At 40.9% G+C, this 17164-nt stretch carries 19 protein-coding genes; 4 read left to right on the plus strand and 15 right to left on the minus strand.

What is annotated here, in order from left to right:
- Positions 1-117 precede the first annotated feature (117 nt).
- From ACRQQK_RS16725 to ACRQQK_RS16765, 9 genes are all read right to left on the minus strand, one after another.
- Entirely contained in the window at positions 118-273 is a 156-nt protein-coding gene (locus tag ACRQQK_RS16725; RefSeq protein WP_457513264.1) for a YoaH family protein, read from the minus strand.
- A gap of 42 nt (positions 274-315) precedes the next feature.
- A complete protein-coding gene (locus tag ACRQQK_RS16730) occupies positions 316-1491 on the minus strand; it encodes a conjugal transfer protein TraF (RefSeq protein WP_457513266.1) in 1176 nt (391 codons plus the stop codon).
- A 59-nt stretch (positions 1492-1550) separates the two neighbouring features.
- Complete coding sequence (locus ACRQQK_RS16735; protein ID WP_457513268.1) at positions 1551-2429, minus strand: DUF2861 family protein; 879 nt, start codon at positions 2427-2429, stop codon at positions 1551-1553.
- A 3-nt stretch (positions 2430-2432) separates the two neighbouring features.
- Complete coding sequence (vxrB, locus tag ACRQQK_RS16740; protein WP_102941435.1) at positions 2433-3092, minus strand: response regulator transcription factor VxrB; 660 nt, start codon at positions 3090-3092, stop codon at positions 2433-2435.
- A complete protein-coding gene (vxrA, locus tag ACRQQK_RS16745; protein ID WP_457513270.1) occupies positions 3067-4521 on the minus strand; it encodes a sensor histidine kinase VxrA in 1455 nt (484 codons plus the stop codon). The genes vxrB and vxrA overlap by 26 nt, the downstream gene beginning before the upstream one ends.
- 244 nt (positions 4522-4765) lie before the next feature.
- Positions 4766-6142 (minus strand): Re/Si-specific NAD(P)(+) transhydrogenase subunit beta, encoded by a 1377-nt coding sequence (gene pntB / locus ACRQQK_RS16750; RefSeq protein WP_457513272.1) that lies wholly within the window; start codon positions 6140-6142, stop codon positions 4766-4768.
- An 11-nt stretch (positions 6143-6153) separates the two neighbouring features.
- A complete protein-coding gene (locus ACRQQK_RS16755) occupies positions 6154-7698 on the minus strand; it encodes a Re/Si-specific NAD(P)(+) transhydrogenase subunit alpha (RefSeq protein WP_457513273.1) in 1545 nt (514 codons plus the stop codon).
- Positions 7699-7978: 280 nt separating this feature from the next.
- Entirely contained in the window at positions 7979-8254 is a 276-nt protein-coding gene (locus ACRQQK_RS16760; protein ID WP_457513275.1) for an HlyU family transcriptional regulator, read from the minus strand.
- Between the two features lie 9 nt (positions 8255-8263).
- A complete protein-coding gene (locus ACRQQK_RS16765) occupies positions 8264-8641 on the minus strand; it encodes a late competence development ComFB family protein (RefSeq protein WP_457513277.1) in 378 nt (125 codons plus the stop codon).
- A gap of 227 nt (positions 8642-8868) precedes the next feature.
- Between ACRQQK_RS16765 and ACRQQK_RS16770 the strand changes: the two genes are divergently transcribed.
- Entirely contained in the window at positions 8869-10104 is a 1236-nt protein-coding gene (locus ACRQQK_RS16770) for a GGDEF domain-containing protein (RefSeq protein WP_457513278.1), read from the plus strand.
- Here ACRQQK_RS16770 and ACRQQK_RS16775 read toward each other — a convergent pair.
- Complete coding sequence (locus tag ACRQQK_RS16775; protein WP_457513564.1) at positions 10101-11060, minus strand: Solitary outer membrane autotransporter beta-barrel domain; 960 nt, start codon at positions 11058-11060, stop codon at positions 10101-10103. The two genes, ACRQQK_RS16770 and ACRQQK_RS16775, sit on opposite strands and share 4 nt — an antisense overlap.
- Before the next feature lie 264 nt (positions 11061-11324).
- On the opposite strand from ACRQQK_RS16775, the gene ACRQQK_RS16780 reads away from it, so the two are divergent.
- Positions 11325-12785, plus strand: coding sequence for a diguanylate cyclase (locus ACRQQK_RS16780; protein WP_457513280.1), 1461 nt, complete (start codon positions 11325-11327; stop codon positions 12783-12785).
- Positions 12786-12857: 72 nt separating this feature from the next.
- Here the strand turns inward: ACRQQK_RS16780 and ACRQQK_RS16785 are convergent, their stop codons facing one another.
- The 5 genes from ACRQQK_RS16785 to ACRQQK_RS16805 form a co-directional block, all read right to left on the minus strand.
- Entirely contained in the window at positions 12858-13088 is a 231-nt protein-coding gene (locus ACRQQK_RS16785) for a thioredoxin family protein (RefSeq protein ID WP_457513282.1), read from the minus strand.
- Positions 13089-13099: 11 nt separating this feature from the next.
- Entirely contained in the window at positions 13100-14095 is a 996-nt protein-coding gene (locus ACRQQK_RS16790; protein ID WP_457513284.1) for a permease, read from the minus strand.
- A gap of 127 nt (positions 14096-14222) precedes the next feature.
- A complete protein-coding gene (locus ACRQQK_RS16795) occupies positions 14223-14786 on the minus strand; it encodes a sigma-70 family RNA polymerase sigma factor (RefSeq protein ID WP_457513286.1) in 564 nt (187 codons plus the stop codon).
- Positions 14787-15057: 271 nt separating this feature from the next.
- On the minus strand, positions 15058-15480 hold the full coding sequence (locus ACRQQK_RS16800) for a DoxX family protein (RefSeq protein WP_457513288.1): 423 nt from the start codon (positions 15478-15480) through the stop codon (positions 15058-15060).
- A 172-nt stretch (positions 15481-15652) separates the two neighbouring features.
- Complete coding sequence (locus ACRQQK_RS16805) at positions 15653-16531, minus strand: LysR family transcriptional regulator (RefSeq protein WP_457513290.1); 879 nt, start codon at positions 16529-16531, stop codon at positions 15653-15655.
- A gap of 94 nt (positions 16532-16625) precedes the next feature.
- Between ACRQQK_RS16805 and ACRQQK_RS16810 the strand changes: the two genes are divergently transcribed.
- Both ACRQQK_RS16810 and ACRQQK_RS16815 read left to right on the plus strand, forming a co-directional pair.
- On the plus strand, positions 16626-16943 hold the full coding sequence (locus ACRQQK_RS16810; RefSeq protein WP_457513292.1) for a DMT family transporter: 318 nt from the start codon (positions 16626-16628) through the stop codon (positions 16941-16943).
- 21 nt (positions 16944-16964) lie between these two features.
- A complete protein-coding gene (locus ACRQQK_RS16815) occupies positions 16965-17162 on the plus strand; it encodes a hypothetical protein (RefSeq protein WP_457513294.1) in 198 nt (65 codons plus the stop codon).
- Positions 17163-17164: the final 2 nt, after the last annotated feature.

Consider the following 17164-nt stretch of genomic DNA (forward strand, 5'->3'; position numbering starts at 1 on the left):
CTACAACTTATTGAAATATATATTATTAGGTGAAGATTTATGTGTTCGGAATGTTTTTAGAGGTATTTGAGAGCTGGTAATGAGATACAAAAAAAGGCACTTACGTGCCCTATTTGATTACTGTTCGTTTTGTTGGCTTTTCTCTTGCCTTATTTGCTGTGCAATAATCTTTATTGCCTCTGCGGTACTTATGCCCTGCGCCATGAGAGCTTGTATTTTTTCAACTGCCTCTTGTTGTTCGGCATGGCTAAGTTGTGGAATATCATCAAACATAAAAAAGGCTCCTGAATAAGGAGCCCTACTATAGAGAGTTGACTAGTAACTCGCAAGGAAGTTGATGTATGCACCCATGGCATTTTCATTAGTGTAACTTGCTGCCAAATCTAACTGGAACAAATTCAATGGTGAAATACCAACACCAGCGGTTATTGTCCCCTCGCTATTGTCGTAAGCAAGATTCTTGTAATAACCAGCTCTAAGTTTTAGTTGTCGAAGGATATCAATTTCGCCACCAACCCGAATCATCTGCGTGTTGTCATTAAAATCTACGTAGCGTTCTTTTTCATTGAGATCGTAATCAACACTCAGTGTAAAGTAATCAGCAACGATACCTGCACCCACTGTATATTGAGGTCGCATTTCGTATTGGTAGCTAATGGAAGGATTACCTGACACTGTAGATGGTATGGTCAGTGTTTGTACGTCACGACTAACCATGTCACTTGCAGCTATACCAACTCGAAATGGTCCATAAAACCAAAGTGCACCGGCATCAAGGTTAAACATAGTTTCACCATTGCCGTTGTCTGCAACATCTGCCAAATCGTAATTTGACATGCTTGCTTCATAAACATAAGTATAGATACGTTGTAACTTTGGAGTTACGCCAAACGCAATATGTTGTCCAAGAAAGGTTTGGTATTTGGCTAATGATATCCCTACTTCTGTAACTGCTACTGATACTGCATTTACAGTACTGCGTTGCGCTCGGTCAACTGTACATTGCTCAGTTGTAAGTGACGGAGCACAAGAACTCGCGATCGCTATTTTCGGGTTAGAGAATGTTTCTGAGTATGCTTTACCGTATAAGTTCGCAGCTATGAATTGGTTTGGAATAGCAAATGCCACCACACCACCTAACTCGGCATTAAGAATACTGCCGTTGATATGATCCAACGTAGAGTTGAGTTCATCAATACGTGATGCGTCTGGATTATCGAGAATATCTGAAATGGTGTCTAAATCATCAATCATTCCATCTTGGTCATCATAAGAAAAACCAATACTAGGGAGGATCATACCTACATCGTCATTGCGGCGATATATTGCAACTAATGCAGGGTTATAAAATGGGCCAGTAAGAAAGTTTCCGGATACGACACCGACACCACCCATTGCGTCACCGCGAGCTTCGATTGCATAGTTAGCTGCAAACGCCGTAGGAGCGCTTAGCATAATAGAAAGTGTGAGAAGTTTAATTTTATTATTCATGACGATATAAAGCGTTAGTTCCTTTTCGTTTATAACGGCATATTGTGGACTAACTTTAGTTATTCCTCTACGGAAATATCATATGTCTTACTGATAACCTGAGATTGCTCAATAGAAATTGGACCTTGCCAGCGAAGGTGTGTCATTGATACCGCTAAAATGTATCTATCGGGAGACAGATCGGTTGCTTCCAAAGTTGTCGGATAATCGGACTCGTACTCTTTTGACCACACTTCTTTATATTTTCCATCAATGTAGTCATAGACATTAATGTCTAGCTTAGGTAAAGGACAAAAACGATTAAGTAATGCGTTCTTATCTACGGTCCATTGATCTTTGGAAGCCCAACGAACGGTCTGTTTTGCTCTACTCTCGGTAAAAATAACCCAAGTACTCCATGACTCGTTTTCTGACGTTGAAATGTCCAAACGATATAAGCCCATATCTGGCTTATTGTTCAAGTTATAGCGTTTGATAAATGAGGTTGAGCCTAGAGTGACGTTGTCACGGTTTATTTTACTGAACGTTGTATCACCAGATAATGGCTTATCCACCCATTGTGTTAGTTCAATGGATTTGAGTTCTTTAGGACTTTTTGCGTCAACCAATACTTGGTAGGCATCTCTACCCGGGCTTCTAATATCGAGACGTCTAATATTGATTGATGAGATCCAGCTAGGTAAAGGGTTGGCATCTAGTCCTTTGCCGCAATCAACAGTTAAGGCTTGGAGCAGTAAGTCATTAAGGTGATTTTTGATATTTTTGTTATGTTCGAGCTGCCACACTTCTACAAGTGAAACGAACATATTTTCGAGGTCATTATTTAGAAGGCGCTGATGCGCTTGCGTCAGCGGCGAATTACTTTCAAACCACTCTACACTATTTGCAGTTAATGGCACGCAACATAGCGTGCCAACGATGAATGCTATTTTGGGCATTGATTACGCTTTCATCTTATACCCTACGCCGCGTAATGTTTCGATCTCAAGACCTGGCAATTTTTGGCGTAGTTGAAGAACGTGTGTATCTACGGTTCGCGTAGTTGGGAAATGGTTGTAACCCCAAACATGATCCAATAGTTCATCACGCGTAAATACTCGACCTAAGTTGCTCGCTAAGAAAAGCAACAAATCAAACTCAGTACGTGTAAGTGTTACAGATTCACCTTTGTAAAACACGTCACGAGTTGCTTTATCTATTGTTAATTCTGGCAACACAACTTTAGTGTCGTCTTGACCATCTGATTCCGGAGAACGTAACTGAGCGCGAATGCGTGCGAACAATTCTGCTTCAGCAAAAGGTTTTGTCAGATAGTCGTTAGCACCTGCATCTAGGCCTGCTACTTTATCTTTTACTGTTACTAACGCGGTTAATAAGATGACGGGTACATCTTTTAACTTTTTCCAATCTGGCAAATGTTGAACAGAATCACCATCTGGAAGCTGGCGATCTAGAATCACTAAATCAGCTTTTTCCCAATGCTGCTTAACATCTGCGATTGTTTCTGCATGTAAACAGTCATATCCTGCTTGCTCTAAGCTTACTAAAAGACCATCAGCTAGGTTTTTGTCATCTTCAACAAGAAGCAACGTCTGTTTCACAGGGTATCTCCAATATAAAAGTAGTTGGTGGGCCAATAAGGGTCATTCTGCCGCCCATTCTATCGACCATCGATTCTACTATAGTTAAGCCAAGTCCTAAGCCACTCTTACTTACAAATGGCTTACGTAGGTGACGCCAATCCTTGTTTGTTAGTGTCCCTTGATCGGTTACTTTAATTGTAACTGAGTCAGATTTTGTTATTACTTCTAACGTCACAGGTGCAACACCGTACTTCACGGCATTACGTATTAAATTGTCTATGCATGTGCCTAGCCAATATACATTTAATTTCGCAGCAATATCATCATTAATGACGAGTTCAATACCATTATTAAACTCTTCTTCTACTTTATACTGCAACCATTCTTGCACCGATGGAACCCAATCAGTTGCAAGTGGTTTATTGTCTGATTGCAAATAGTCTTTGCTTGCTTCCGCCAACTGTCTTAAACGTCTTGAGTCTTCACACAATCGGCGAAATTCATCGTATAAGGAATCGGGTAACCGTTCGAACTCTCGCCTAAAACCTTCAACAGTAAGAGACAGACTCGCTATCGGAGTTCTTAGTTCATGCGTCAATATTTGCAGTACCAGCATACGACTTTTCATTTCTTGTCGTTTACTGTTCCAACGATAAATAGACCAACCGATCACCAAAAAAATGTTGGCAATAACAAGTCCGATCATACTCATACGTAAAAGATCGGAATGATCTTCAACGTTCCAGCAAATATTTCCTCGTTGAACAAAACAAGTATTGTCGAGAGAAGCAATACTGTATGTTAATCCCGCCTGAGTTGAATTCGCATCCCACGTATCTTTATCGAAAATGTAATACTCGTCGCCTTTTCTAAGCCAAAGCTCCTCTCCTTGTGCGAACATCATCGCTCCAGAGATCAATGCTGTTATAGATTCTTCATCCATCGCTTGTAAGCGCCCTAACAAAGTATTAGGTTCCGCTTTTGCTCGTTCCTGAATATGCATGTATTGTTCAAGCTCATTGAGCTTTTCAGGATACTTTTTTACATAACGTTCAGCATAGGTGCCTCCCCCCGGGTGAATCAGACCACTTCGAGCAAACCAACGTGAAGACAATTGAGTGCCTTTACATGTTGCTCTGGTGAAAACAAGTGGTTCGGTTACTAATGGATTTAGCGGAAGGTTCCCTGCACAATTCAATGCCAGCTTATACAACATTTGAATATCTTTTATTGGATATTGAGCTGTTTGAGGAAGCATGCTTTCAGGAGTAAGTAAACGAGTTGGGTAATCGGTTTGTATTCCTCTGATATCGTAAAAATCGACGGCGGAATCATAATCAAATAGCGACACAAACAGATCAATACGCTCTGGGAGCGAATCTGCAAGAGTAGTAGCCGAAAAAGTCGTCACAATTAGGGCTAATGTTAATTTTATCGCTTTTATCAATTTGATTGTTCGTTAAATCATAAGTTTAAAAAACTATAACGTATTATGCTTAAAATGAACATCTAGCATGTTATATCGATGTCAATAATACTTATTTACGGTTTTATTGATTGCAATATGTAAAATGTCAGATTTTGCTGAAACTATACTTTTGTACCAAGTTTGTTTCAGAGTACGGACTACTCCAAGCAAAAAAAGAGAGCAACATAAGTTGCTCTCTTTCGTTTCAATAAAGGTCAGCCAATTAGATGTGGCTCAAAATATCATTACAGCTCTGTTTTGCATCGCCGAACAACATTTGTGTATTCTCTTTAAAGAACAATGGATTCTGAACACCTGCATAGCCTGTATTCATTGAACGTTTAAACACGATAACGTTTTGTGCATTCCAAACCTCAAGTACAGGCATTCCTGCAATTGGGCTGTTTGGATCTTCTAGAGCTGCAGGGTTAACAGTATCGTTTGCGCCGATAACCAACACAGTATCTGTGTCAGAGAAGTCATCGTTGATTTCATCCATTTCCAGAACGATATCGTACGGTACTTTTGCTTCGGCCAATAACACGTTCATGTGCCCCGGGAGGCGTCCCGCAACTGGGTGAATACCAAAGCGAACCGTGACACCTAGTGCTCTTAGTTTCTCAGTAATCTCATAAACAGGGTATTGAGCTTGCGCTACCGCCATTCCATATCCAGGAGTAATGATGACAGACTTAGAGTTTTTAAGCATATCGGCAACATCTTCCGCATTTGTTTCACGGTGCTCCCCTTGCTCTTCATCTTCACTGATTACGACTTCTTGACCAAAGCCGCCTGCGATAACACTGACGAAAGAGCGGTTCATCGCTTTACACATAATGTATGAAAGGATTGCACCCGAAGAACCTACTAATGCGCCCGTAACAATCAATAGATCATTTGCTAACATGAAACCAGCTGCTGCTGCTGCCCAGCCAGAATATGAGTTCAGCATAGAAACGACTACTGGCATATCGGCACCGCCGATGGATGCAACCAAGTGGTAACCAAAAGCAAAAGCGATAAGTGTCATCACGATCATGGCAAACATGCTGCCATCAACATTAATGAAATAAATCATTAGCAGTGTCGAGATAACAATTGCAGCCAAGTTCAGCTTATGTTTGTGTGGCAAGTTTAGCGGAGAAGATTTAATGATCCCGCGAAGCTTAGCGAACGCAACGATAGAACCAGTAAATGTTACTGCACCGATGAACACACCAACGAAAACTTCAACCATATGGATAACGTGTTCAGCATGCGTTGCCACTTCTGGAGCATCTAAAAAGCTGTTGTAACCAACTAGTACTGCCGCCATACCCACGAAGCTATGAAGAATTGCCACTAGCTCCGGCATTTCTGTCATTTCAACTTTCTTGGCGAAATGGATACCAATTCCACCACCAATCACCATTGCGATGATGACCCAAGTAGTTCCTTCAGCATTAGGGCTAAAGATAGTCGCAATCAATGCGATTGCCATGCCCGTGATACCGTAGTAGTTACCTGCTCTAGCCGATTGTTGTTTCGACAACCCAGCCAAACTCATAATAAAGAATAAAGCAGCAACAATATAAGCTGCTTGTACCAATCCTGCAGACATTGCTTACTCCTTTAGTCTTTACGGAACATTTCAAGCATACGTTTGGTTACAGTAAAGCCACCAAAGATGTTAATGCTTGCGATAAGAATGGCGATAAATGCCAAGAAGCTTACAAAGCCATTGCCTTGCCCGATTTGTAGCAATGCGCCCACAACGATAATGCCTGAAATTGCGTTGGTTACTGACATTAGAGGAGTGTGCAGAGAGTGAGTAACGTTCCATACAACGTAGTAACCCACCACACATGCAAGTACAAACACAGTGAAATGACCTAAGAAAGCAGCAGGAGCAACACTTGCAACCCATGCAAACGCACCAAGAGCGGAGGCTAAACCAACAATTTTCTTAACCGGAGATGTCGGCTCTTCCACTTTTGCTTGCTTAATTTCTACTTGTGGTTTCGCTTTAGGTTGTGCGGAAACTTGAATTGGTGGAGCCGGCCATGTGATTTCACCGTCTTTAACAACAGTAACGCCACGCAGTACTACGTCTTCAAAATCGATGTCGATGTTGCCGTCTTTTTCTTTGCACAACAGTTTTAATAAATTCACTAAGTTAGTTGCGTAAAGTTGCGAAGACTGAGTTGGTAATCTACCGACCATATCGGTATAACCGATAACTTTTACGCCATTCGGAGTGGTAATCACTTGGTCTTTCACTGTGTATTCACAGTTACCGCCATTCGCTGCTGCTAAATCGACAATAACACTACCCGCTTTCATTGAGTCAACCATCTCTTTGGTGACTAATTTTGGCGCTGGACGTCCTGGAATAAGCGCAGTAGTAATAATGATATCTACATCTTTAGCTTGCTCTGCATAAAGTTCTGCTGCTTTTTTATTAAACTCATCAGACATTTCTTTTGCATAGCCGTCACCTGAGCCCGAGTTCTCTTGGTAATCAACTTCCAAGAACTCTGCACCCATTGACTGAACTTGCTCTTTTACTTCTGGGCGTACGTCAAATGCTCGAACAATCGCACCAAGGCTACCAGCGGCGCCAATAGCAGCCAAGCCTGCAACGCCTGCACCAGCAACAAAGACTTTAGCTGGTGGAACTTTACCTGCAGCGGTAATTTGTCCAGTGAAGAATCGACCAAACTCGTGTGCCGCTTCAACGACAGCGCGATAACCCGCGATGTTAGCCATTGAAGACAAAGCATCTAAAGACTGAGCACGAGAGATACGAGGCACAGAGTCCATAGCCAGCACGTTAATGCTTTTTGTGGATAGTTTTTCCATTAACTCTGGATTTTGTGCTGGCCAGATAAAGCTAACTAATGTTGCGCCTTGTTTAATAAGAGCAATTTCATCAGATTCATCATTAGATAGCGGTGCATTAACTTTCAGAATGAGATCCGAATTCCACACTTCATCTTTTGAAACGATTTTGGCTCCAGCCTGTTCGTAAGATGCGTTATCGAAACTAGCTAGATCACCGGCATGAGATTCGATTGAAACCTCAAAGCCCAGTTTAACAAGCTGCTGAACCGATGAAGGAGAAGCAGCGACCCGCGTTTCGCCCGCGAGTATTTCTTTTGGTACACCAATCTGCATAGCGATTCCTTGACTATTGGCACTGTGAATAATCTTTTTTATCTAACGCCTAATTCAAACTCAAGATATTTATAACAATATTTTAGTCTTGTTAGTTATAACGTTAAGTTGCGACTGTTTATCAATTTTGCTGAAATTACAAAGCGTTTATTTGAAGTAAGAGCTCAAACCAGTATAGGCAAGTCTTGAAATTTCGTAGTGCCAAAATAAATAAAGAGCTACAAGACTATACACTTGTAGCTCTTAAATTCATGATTTCTGTCAACGACTTGATGGGTAACTAAAAGATCCGACCAGACATTTGATCTATGAACATTTGTGCTTTCTTTAGCATGAGTTCTTCTGCATCAGCTTTGTTAGACAGTACATCTGAACGAATGAAACGGTGAGTTTTAAGTTCTCCGTCTTCTTCTTTGGTTATTCTGCCTGCAACTCGATACTGCCCACCCTCAGAAATCACTTCTTGGTAAATTAAAAACTCTTTGTACTCTACGGGTTCAACCGGCGCTTCTTTTGCTTCAGCATTACTGCCGAAAAAACGAGAAAAAAATCCCACAATTACTCCTTAGGATAAGTTGTGCTGCTTGTGGCCAAGAATAGGTTTTTCATACCACTCTAACTCTGCATCTTCATCAAACTGTGTTTGAGACATTACAATAGGTATATCTGCATCTCGATCCTTACGTCTATCATCAATGATCATACTTTCTGCCGCTTCTATTGCTGTCTGAGCATGTTCTTTTAAAATGACGAGACGCTCTTCGGGTAAAGCAGAGAGAAAATCAATGTCAAATCGAATATAGATTGGACGAAGTTGACTGAGAGCCAAGCACGCGAGATCTGCTAACTGATCATGATTATATGTCGTAGCATACTTGTCTTGTGCTATCACTTGTCCAACGAGTGTTTCCATATAATTATGCACTTCAACATTCAGTTGCATACAAATTCTCCTATACCGAGGTGTCGGTTTGATACGTTCAAGTAAAGTTATTGCATCAATGATCTTTAATCAAACGAAGATCGAGCTTACTTGAGTATTCTTTGCTCAAGCGCGCGCTTTTATAACTAAAGTTTAGCAAAAAGCTTGGAAATTCATTAAATAAAGTTATTCTTAGTTTATTAATCATAAACACAATTAGTAGTTATTCTGTTGGCTAGTTTATAAGCATGTCGTCGAGTTTAGTTACGTCGCCTTGGTTTCGTTTTACATTCCCTTTGATGCTCTTGGCAGCTATATGGTATGGAATGAACAACGTTATTGTTCTTACCCGATCCAATAGTGGTTTAGCGGGTGGTTTACCTTACGCGTTATTTCTCAGTTCGATTGCTATTGCATTTATCTTTAAACAAAGCCGAATGGCAATGGTCGCTTGCGCCATGCTTATCAGTTATTGGGTTATTCAGTGCCGTTTACAATCGCCTCTTTATACGGGGTCTACCCTGCTTGAACTCTCAATTCTCAGCTTTGTATTACCAGTCGCCTGCTTACTAAGTTATGCATTTAAAAATGGCGATTTAGTTAGTAGAACATTTTTTGTTTACTTATTACTATTGGCATGCTTTGGGCTTTGGGCGTATGTAACGGTTGATTACTATGTCTCTGGTGGGTACGGCAGCCTCAAAGATACCTTCTTGTTTTCTGTTCCTGAAATATCAAAGCTTCCATTTATATTGGTACTCTACTTGCTCGCAATGGTTGGTATTACTGGTATCTTTGTTTTGACAAAGAACCGAATTATGGATGTATTCATCTATACCGCCATTTTAATGTCTTCGACCACTTTTATATTTTTTCAACTTCAGTTTGTTTCCAGCACGATGTTTTCGTTGTCTGGTGCTCTGATGATGCTCTACTTAATCTCAGCGAGCCACGAGATGGCGTTTAACGATCAATTGACGCAGCTACCCGGACGACACGCACTCGAAATCGACTTACGAAGCCCTGGACGCAAGTTCGCCATCGCTATGGTTGATATTGACCATTTCAAATCATTCAATGATTCCTATGGGCATGATATTGGTGATGATGTATTGAAACTTGTTGCAAGTCGCATTCGTCTTGTTAAAGGAAAGGCGAAGATCTATCGCTACGGTGGTGAGGAGTTTACGATTCTGTTCAAAGGGAAAACAGCAGACCAAGCTAAGGAATATCTAGAGCATATCAGGCAAGATATTGAACAGTATGACCTAGTGATTCGAGATTCAGATAGTCGTCCGAAAGATGATAAATATGGTGCGACTAAGCGTTCAGATAATCGCAGCCAATCCGTGAACATTACGATCAGTGTTGGTGTGTGTGATAGCTCTTTAGAAAAAAGAGCAAAAGAAGCAATTAAGCGAGCAGACGAAGCACTTTATCAAGCCAAAAAAGCTGGCAGAAACAGAATCAAAATTGCTTCTTAATCTTGATTGAAGAACAACACCAAGCTCCCGCCTTTAAAAGCGCTTCCGTAGTTGAATGTTAATCCTAAACCTATATTGTCTACAAAACTGATCTCAAATGGTGGCGTCATCAACCATCCGACCGTTGCTTCGTAATAGAAAGTAGTACCAAGAGGTCGTGCCACATCACTGCCTACATCAACCCTTCGGATAGTACTATAGACCGATTGAATAGAACGCCCTATTTGCTCTATATCGTATACGAGCGTAGCGCTGTTAACGATATACCATCCTTCAGTATTGCCGATTTCGCCTTGGTTTGCTTCACCCCATCCGTAGCCATAGAAATAGTGTCCGGCAGAGGAAACTTGCCATTTGCCCCAATCTTCATTTTTCTTATAGCTGAGCTTTAAATGGGGTTCGTAGATGTTGGCCCAAGCTGTGGTGTTAAACAACACCCCATCCAAAATGGGAGCGTATGATTTACCTGTGGCACTGTTGTAGTCCATGGTATTTTCATAACGCATTAAATGCGTACCTATCCCCGGGGTAATCGTCCAGTGTTCGTCGAACTTGTACTCATATCGATAAGCGGTATACACATCTAAGATGACTTGACGGAAATCGTCAAAGACAGTTTCGTTGCCCCATTTAACATTTTCATCTGTCGCTAGACCTGACATTCGGAAAAAGAGTTCATGCTTGTTTTTCTCTTCTTCGTCATTTAGGCGAAAATACATTGGTAACGTAGATATTCCATATTTCTTGCGATTGGCAACTGAATCTTCAGTCCCCAACTCTGGATTGTCAGTATTGAAGAGCTCGTTTGGATTGAAATCCTTAATCCCAACGGTGAAAACATCGCTATCACTCAGTACCACTGTATAGGCAAAACTCTGCTCTAAAAAATTTTCAATGACATCAAACCCTTTTGCATGAACATCGCAGGCAAAGGCAAGAGAACAAAGTGAAAACAGTGTGGTTCTTTTAACAAACACTTATTACAGATCCTTTGTGATTGGAAATCAAACTAAACTTTACTGGAAGTATGCATCTATAGTAATAATTTAGCAGTATAAATCTCATTTACTGCCTTAAGTGTCAGTAAAAGTGGCGATATTTGAAACCTAAAGCTAATCTTGGAATGGTACAACTCAATAATTAAATAAATTCGTTAAATTTTAGAACAATAGAGTGCTTTCCCCAAAAAAACTAAAAGCAAATATAAAGGACGTAAAGGGATGGAAGGATCTTGCCCAGAAAGACATTCAAGGTTTGGAAATAAGTGGTTTAATACGATATCTAAACCTGTACTCATTACAGTAGCTTGGATATTACTGTGGCGAGCGGCAGCACTTATGGAATATGCACCGCACGCGAGTATATGGTTTCCACCCTCTGGAGTCACATACGCTGTATTTCTTATTTTCGGCTGGCGCGCCATTCCAATCGTTCTATTTGCTTCGATCACAACCACATTCTGGGAAGACAGCATCTATCAAGGCCATCAAAGCAGTTCCACTTTATTACTGACCGGACTGCTCTTTGCTACTTCACATTGCGTTTCTTATTGGCTTGGTGCCACCATTTTACGAAAGCTTAGCCGCACAGGAAAACAATTCCGAATCCCCTACTTAATTTTGATGTTTCTCATCATTGCAGCAACCTCATCGCTAATTGCGGCGATTGGTGGATCGAATGTTCTGGCTATTACAGGCATCATTTTACCTAGTGAAATCATGTCACTTTGGGGCCCTTGGTGGGTGGGAGATCTAGTCGGTGTCGTAGTTATAGCTCCCATCACGGTTGCGATATTGTCAAATTACTACCCCAAAGAAAGCCATTGGTTGGTTGAAAATTTTAAATCTGTGTATGAGCAGTCGTCATTGTCGCACTACCTGTATAAGCAGGCCATAGCGATTGTTGTGCTGGCTCTCATTAGTGTTTTAGTTTCTATATATCCTGCATCCAGCGTAGTGTTTTGTGTTTTCTTTTTAGGCATAGCTCAAATGTGGATTGTATTTACAGAAAGTGCTGGTCGCGCCTTTCTAAGTTTGGGAATACTGAGTACAACGACTGCTATCTTAGTCTCGTGGTTACAGTTAGGAGATCACGCGATGGTTTATCAATTTACGATATCTCTACTTGCTGCAAACACCTATTTTGGTTTATGGGTCCCCCACATATTGCTCGATAACCGAAACCTGCGAATTCTTGCTGAGAGAGACGTACTGACTGGAGCTCAGACAAGGCAATATTTTATTAAAAATGTGAAGAATGAAATTAGCCGCTGTCGTCGGATTAACCAACCACTGTCTTTGGCTCTATTTGATATTGATGGCTTCAAACAAATCAACGATACCTTTGGTCACACAATTGGAGACAAAGTGCTAACCACAATTTCGGAGCATGTAAGGAAAGAGATTCGACCTGCCGATCTGATTGGGCGATTTGGTGGTGATGAGTTTATGCTGCTATTACCAAGTGATGATTTACCCCATGCGGTTCAAGCAGCAGAACGTATCCGAAATGGTATTGAGTGTTTGAGGATACCCTCTTTAGAAAGAACCATCACATGCAGCTTTGGGGTTGTGGAAATTGCATCAAACGATACTTTTGTCTCTGCTTTTGAGCGTGCAGATAACTTCCTGCTAGAAGCTAAAAAATGCGGAAAAAACCAAGTAAAGCCTATTTTACAATAAGTTAGGTTTCTAAAAATGGTGCGACTCATTTTGTGACACTGTAGCAAAACGAGTTGCACCATTAGTCACTTCTTAAATCCAAGACTTAACTTTCTCTTCAGAGGGAACACCACCTGCGTGAATGACTTGCTCATTCAAAACAACCGCCGGTGTTGACATAACACCGTAGTTCATAATGGTTTCCATATCCGTGACTTTTTCTACCTTCACTTCAACCCCTACCGCTTCTGCCACATTCTCAATCAGTTTTGCTGTGTTGATGCAATTTGCGCAGCCAGAACCAAGCACTTTAAAAACTTTCATATACAACCTCTTCAAATTTCCCAACTAATTAAATTAAACATCCACCCGATGATCGTGAATGCGCTAAGTAATAGAGCAAAAAGAATCCCTAGCAAACGCCATTGCATAACCTGTTTCAACATCACAAACTCAGGAATGCTTGCAGCGACCGTACTCATACAAAACGCTAGCGTTGTGCCGACGGGCAACCCGTTACGTAGCAGGCTTTCCATAATTGGAATAACACCCGTCGCATTTGAGTAGAGAGGTATACCAATGAGTACCGAAGCAGGAACAGACCACCACTGCCTGCTCCCTAAATGGCTTTCAATCCAACCGTCTGGTACGTAACCATGTAATGCAGCACCAACACCAACACCTATCAAAACCCACTTCCACACTCGACTGAAAATTTCGTGTGTTTCATTTTTCGCAAATTCATTACGTTGTTTGAATGTCATCGGGCTGGTTTCGTTTTGATTAACGGCTCCAGAATCAACATTAGGTGCATTGTTCATCGCTTTAGCTGCAAAAGGTTGAAGCCAACGTTCAGCACCTAGCAAATCAAGTAACCAACCACTGAACATGCCAATAACCATACCGGCGAATACATACAGAAGAGTAAACTTCCACCCCAAGAGACTGATGAGGAGTAATACTGCTATTTCGTTCACCAAGGGAGAAGTAATAAGAAAAGCCATGGTGATACCTAGTGGTATGCCCGCTGTCGTAAAACCAAGAAATACCGGAATACTTGAACATGAACAAAATGGAGTAATAGCACCAAAAACACTCCCCATAAAATAACCAACAACGCGTTTTTTACCAGAGAGATAATCTCTCACTTTTTCCACATTGAGAGAGGCGCGCAAAAGAGCTATCAAATAAATCATTACAGCCAATAAAACGAGGATCTTACTGGTGTCTTCAACAAAAAAATGGACCGCTTGTCCTAACCGAGTCTCGGCGTCTAATCCCAATAGTTGGTAAGTAAACCAATCAGCTAATGACGTAAAAACCCAGAACATCTCGCACTCTCCTTACATTAAACATTAAAAAGCCAACGGCTCTTTGCTTGTTTATTAAGACGAAGTCAGCGCTGAAAAGACGCAATAAATCTGCCTGTAGATATGAAAATAATGAGATTAAGGCTTACTAAGAGCGTTTAGGTGTGAAGCAACAGACTTTATGCTGTTCATCAAAGGTAATGTGACAGTTTACTTTTAGTTGTGCGCGAAGTTTTGGTCGCGCTCTCTGAATACGAGATTTTACTGCCGTTAAAGTTAAATGGTGGAGTTTCGCAAATTCTTGCTGACTGTGTCCTTGTAAATCACAAAACTCGATAACAGAACGGTCTTCTTCACTCAAACATGCCAGAGCTTTAGGAAGACATTGAGCAAGACTGTCAATTGGCTCCCGCTCTGCTCTAAAGTCCAACGTGTATAGATCATTACTCTCTGAAATAGATTCTAGCCTTCCCGATTTCCGCCATTCATCAATAAGTAAGTTTTTCGCAACCGTGAACAACCAAGCTTTTTGATTTTCAATATCACAAAATGCTCGCTCTCTTTGTAAAGCTCGAAGAAAGGTTTCTTGCAACAAGTCATACGCTAAATCTTGGCAGGAACAATGCTGAGTTAGCCATCTATACAGAGCGGTTTCGTTTGTCGCCCAAGTATCTAATAGACAAGGAACTGGTGAATGTTGAGTTGAGTTCATAGTTCAAACATGCTCCAAAGCTTTCTGTGACGACCTGAGTTACGCATTCAGTATTTAAATCATAGGTCCTATTTCAGCCCTTTTATGGGATCTGGCGCATTATCTGGTAATAAGCTTGTGGTGTTTAAGTTAATCACTGGTGTTGCGTGGTTTGAGGATGTGAGATGTTCGCTTATCCATTTATAACTTAACAAACTAAGATTAAGTTATAGTGCATTAAAGGTGTTAAAAATAGCCGGATGCTAACTTGCATCCGGCTTAGTTCAATATGTTATGCGTCAGGTCTTAAAGCGTACTTACCTGAACCCAAGAACAACGTCGCTATACCTGCAAACAGATATACAGCAATTCCCTCAACGGCCCAACCGCCAAACTTGTTTAAACTGAAAAAGTCATTCATGTGCAATAGGTAAATTACCACCAAACAGGTACCGATAACGAATATTGACGACAAACGAGTAAAAACACCGACGATAATTAGAAGCGGAGCAAGAACCTCCCCTAGGTAAACACCATAAGCGATAAAGGCTGGTAAACCGTGTCCAACCAGTAATCCTTGAATGGAATCTGTCCCACCGTAGATTTTGTGAATACCGTGCAGTAAAAACATAAGTGCGAAGCTAACACGTAATACAAGCTTACCAATATCCGGTTTTGCTAACTGCTTATCTAGTTGATTTAAAATGTCTAGCATGACAACCATCCTTTTAGGTCTAATAATCTTAACTATAGAAGGCTATAGCGCACTGTATCACCTAAAAGTATTAACCATCTTCATCAATTTTTCTGAATAATATCATTGATATAAATCAATATCTTATCTTAACGTGTACAGTATAAATAAACCGCCACATATCATATATTGATTAATTGAATATCAACTTTAGTTCATCGAATAACCAACTGAAAACAGGTCCTTTATCTTTACCTTTACTGCAAACTAAATCTACTGGCACGTTCCAGGCTTTGTGGTCAAAAGCGATGCTCACTTTCTGAAGTTCCCCTGTTGCCAGTAGCTCTTCAACCAAAAATAAGGGTAAGTAAGCCCAACCAACTTGTTGTTTTACCAATTCCAACACATTGTAGTGGCTTGAACTCCACCAAACTTTAGGACTTATACTGGTTAAGTTGTGAGACTCTTGTTTCAACCTTCCTCGTACAGCAATCTGACGATATGAAGACAAATCGGATGGAAGTTTCACTTCTATTTGGGAAAGCGGATAAAGAGGATGACAAACAGCAATGTAATCGACACTGCCGACATAACAGAAGTCTACTTCTTTTGTCATATCTAGCTCAGTAAACATCACGCCTAGATCGACATTGTTAGACGCAATTTCCTGACAAATATCCGTAGACGCTATGGTTAAAACATCGATCTGAGTTGAAGGAAACTTATCATCTAAGCGCTTAAACAGCTCAGCCAGTTTCTTATTCATCACACCATCATCAATAGCTATGGTTAATGCACCTTCCTCTTTTTTCTCTATCGATTGAGCGATTTTCTCAAACTCATCCGCTTGTGCGAGCAAATTTCTTGCGCTTCGAATCAAGCGTTCACCGGCAACGGTTAGTTTGGGATTTCGAGAAGAGCGGTCAAAAAGCTCTACCCCTAAATCTATTTCTAAAGAGCTTATGCCATGACTTACCGCAGACTGCACCTTTCCCATTTTGCGCGCACTGGCAGAAAACGAACCGAGTTCCGCTGCGAGTACCATCATTTTGATTTGTTCAAGACTCAACATATGAATTTATTAGATAGGTATTAACTTTTATCTATCATAGATACGGATACCATTAGCCGCAAATCATGTTTGTTAAATTGAGAGCGTATTGTTTATGAGTTGGTTGTATTTGGTTTTGGCTGGGATAACAGAAATCGGCTGGCCAGTTGGCCTAAAGCTTGCGCAAAGCGGACAATACAAATGGCTGGGGATTATTATGGCCATTAGCTTTATGGCAATCAGTGGAACACTGTTATTTCTGGCACAAAGAGTAATACCTATGGGCACTGCCTACGCGGTTTGGACAGGTATCGGCGCAGCTGGCACCTTCCTCGTTGGTGTATTTGTCTATGGGGATGCTTCTTCACTGGTTCGCTATCTTGGTGTGTTCTTGATTTTATCAGGGGTTGTTTTACTGAAAGTTGGGCATTAATTGAAATAAAGATCCTTAAGGATGAGGATTCAAAAAACTGAATATCTATTCACAACCAATCATTATCTTTTCGATAAAAAATTTTTAGTTTTATCAGGATATTTTTTATTGCGTGAGAAAAAGTATGACCTTATTATCGCCCTGCTTCTTGATGATAGCCAATCCGAGTACATCACAGCAGTTTTGTGGCAAGGCGATAGAGCAACTATCCAAGAGTGACT

It is taken from the genome of Vibrio sp. C8 (genome assembly GCF_054051265.1).

Bases quoted from the DNA above. Each gene is read 5' to 3' on its own strand.
- ACRQQK_RS16805 (WP_457513290.1), bottom strand. From the start codon at position 16,531: ATGTTGAGTCTTGAACAAATCAAAATGATGGTACTCGCAGCGGAACTC.
- ACRQQK_RS16730 (WP_457513266.1), bottom strand. From the start codon at position 1,491: ATGAATAATAAAATTAAACTTCTCACACTTTCTATTATGCTAAGCGCT.
- ACRQQK_RS16780 (WP_457513280.1), top strand. From the start codon at position 11,325: ATGGAAGGATCTTGCCCAGAAAGACATTCAAGGTTTGGAAATAAGTGG.
- ACRQQK_RS16770 (WP_457513278.1), top strand. From the start codon at position 8,869: ATGTCGTCGAGTTTAGTTACGTCGCCTTGGTTTCGTTTTACATTCCCT.
- pntB (WP_457513272.1), bottom strand. From the start codon at position 6,142: ATGTCTGCAGGATTGGTACAAGCAGCTTATATTGTTGCTGCTTTATTC.
- ACRQQK_RS16755 (WP_457513273.1), bottom strand. From the start codon at position 7,698: ATGCAGATTGGTGTACCAAAAGAAATACTCGCGGGCGAAACGCGGGTC.
- ACRQQK_RS16815 (WP_457513294.1), top strand. From the start codon at position 16,965: ATGAGGATTCAAAAAACTGAATATCTATTCACAACCAATCATTATCTT.
- ACRQQK_RS16765 (WP_457513277.1), bottom strand. From the start codon at position 8,641: ATGCAACTGAATGTTGAAGTGCATAATTATATGGAAACACTCGTTGGA.
- ACRQQK_RS16795 (WP_457513286.1), bottom strand. From the start codon at position 14,786: ATGAACTCAACTCAACATTCACCAGTTCCTTGTCTATTAGATACTTGG.
- ACRQQK_RS16785 (WP_457513282.1), bottom strand. From the start codon at position 13,088: ATGAAAGTTTTTAAAGTGCTTGGTTCTGGCTGCGCAAATTGCATCAAC.
- ACRQQK_RS16725 (WP_457513264.1), bottom strand. From the start codon at position 273: ATGTTTGATGATATTCCACAACTTAGCCATGCCGAACAACAAGAGGCA.
- ACRQQK_RS16790 (WP_457513284.1), bottom strand. From the start codon at position 14,095: ATGTTCTGGGTTTTTACGTCATTAGCTGATTGGTTTACTTACCAACTA.
- ACRQQK_RS16800 (WP_457513288.1), bottom strand. From the start codon at position 15,480: ATGCTAGACATTTTAAATCAACTAGATAAGCAGTTAGCAAAACCGGAT.
- ACRQQK_RS16810 (WP_457513292.1), top strand. From the start codon at position 16,626: ATGAGTTGGTTGTATTTGGTTTTGGCTGGGATAACAGAAATCGGCTGG.
- ACRQQK_RS16735 (WP_457513268.1), bottom strand. From the start codon at position 2,429: ATGCCCAAAATAGCATTCATCGTTGGCACGCTATGTTGCGTGCCATTA.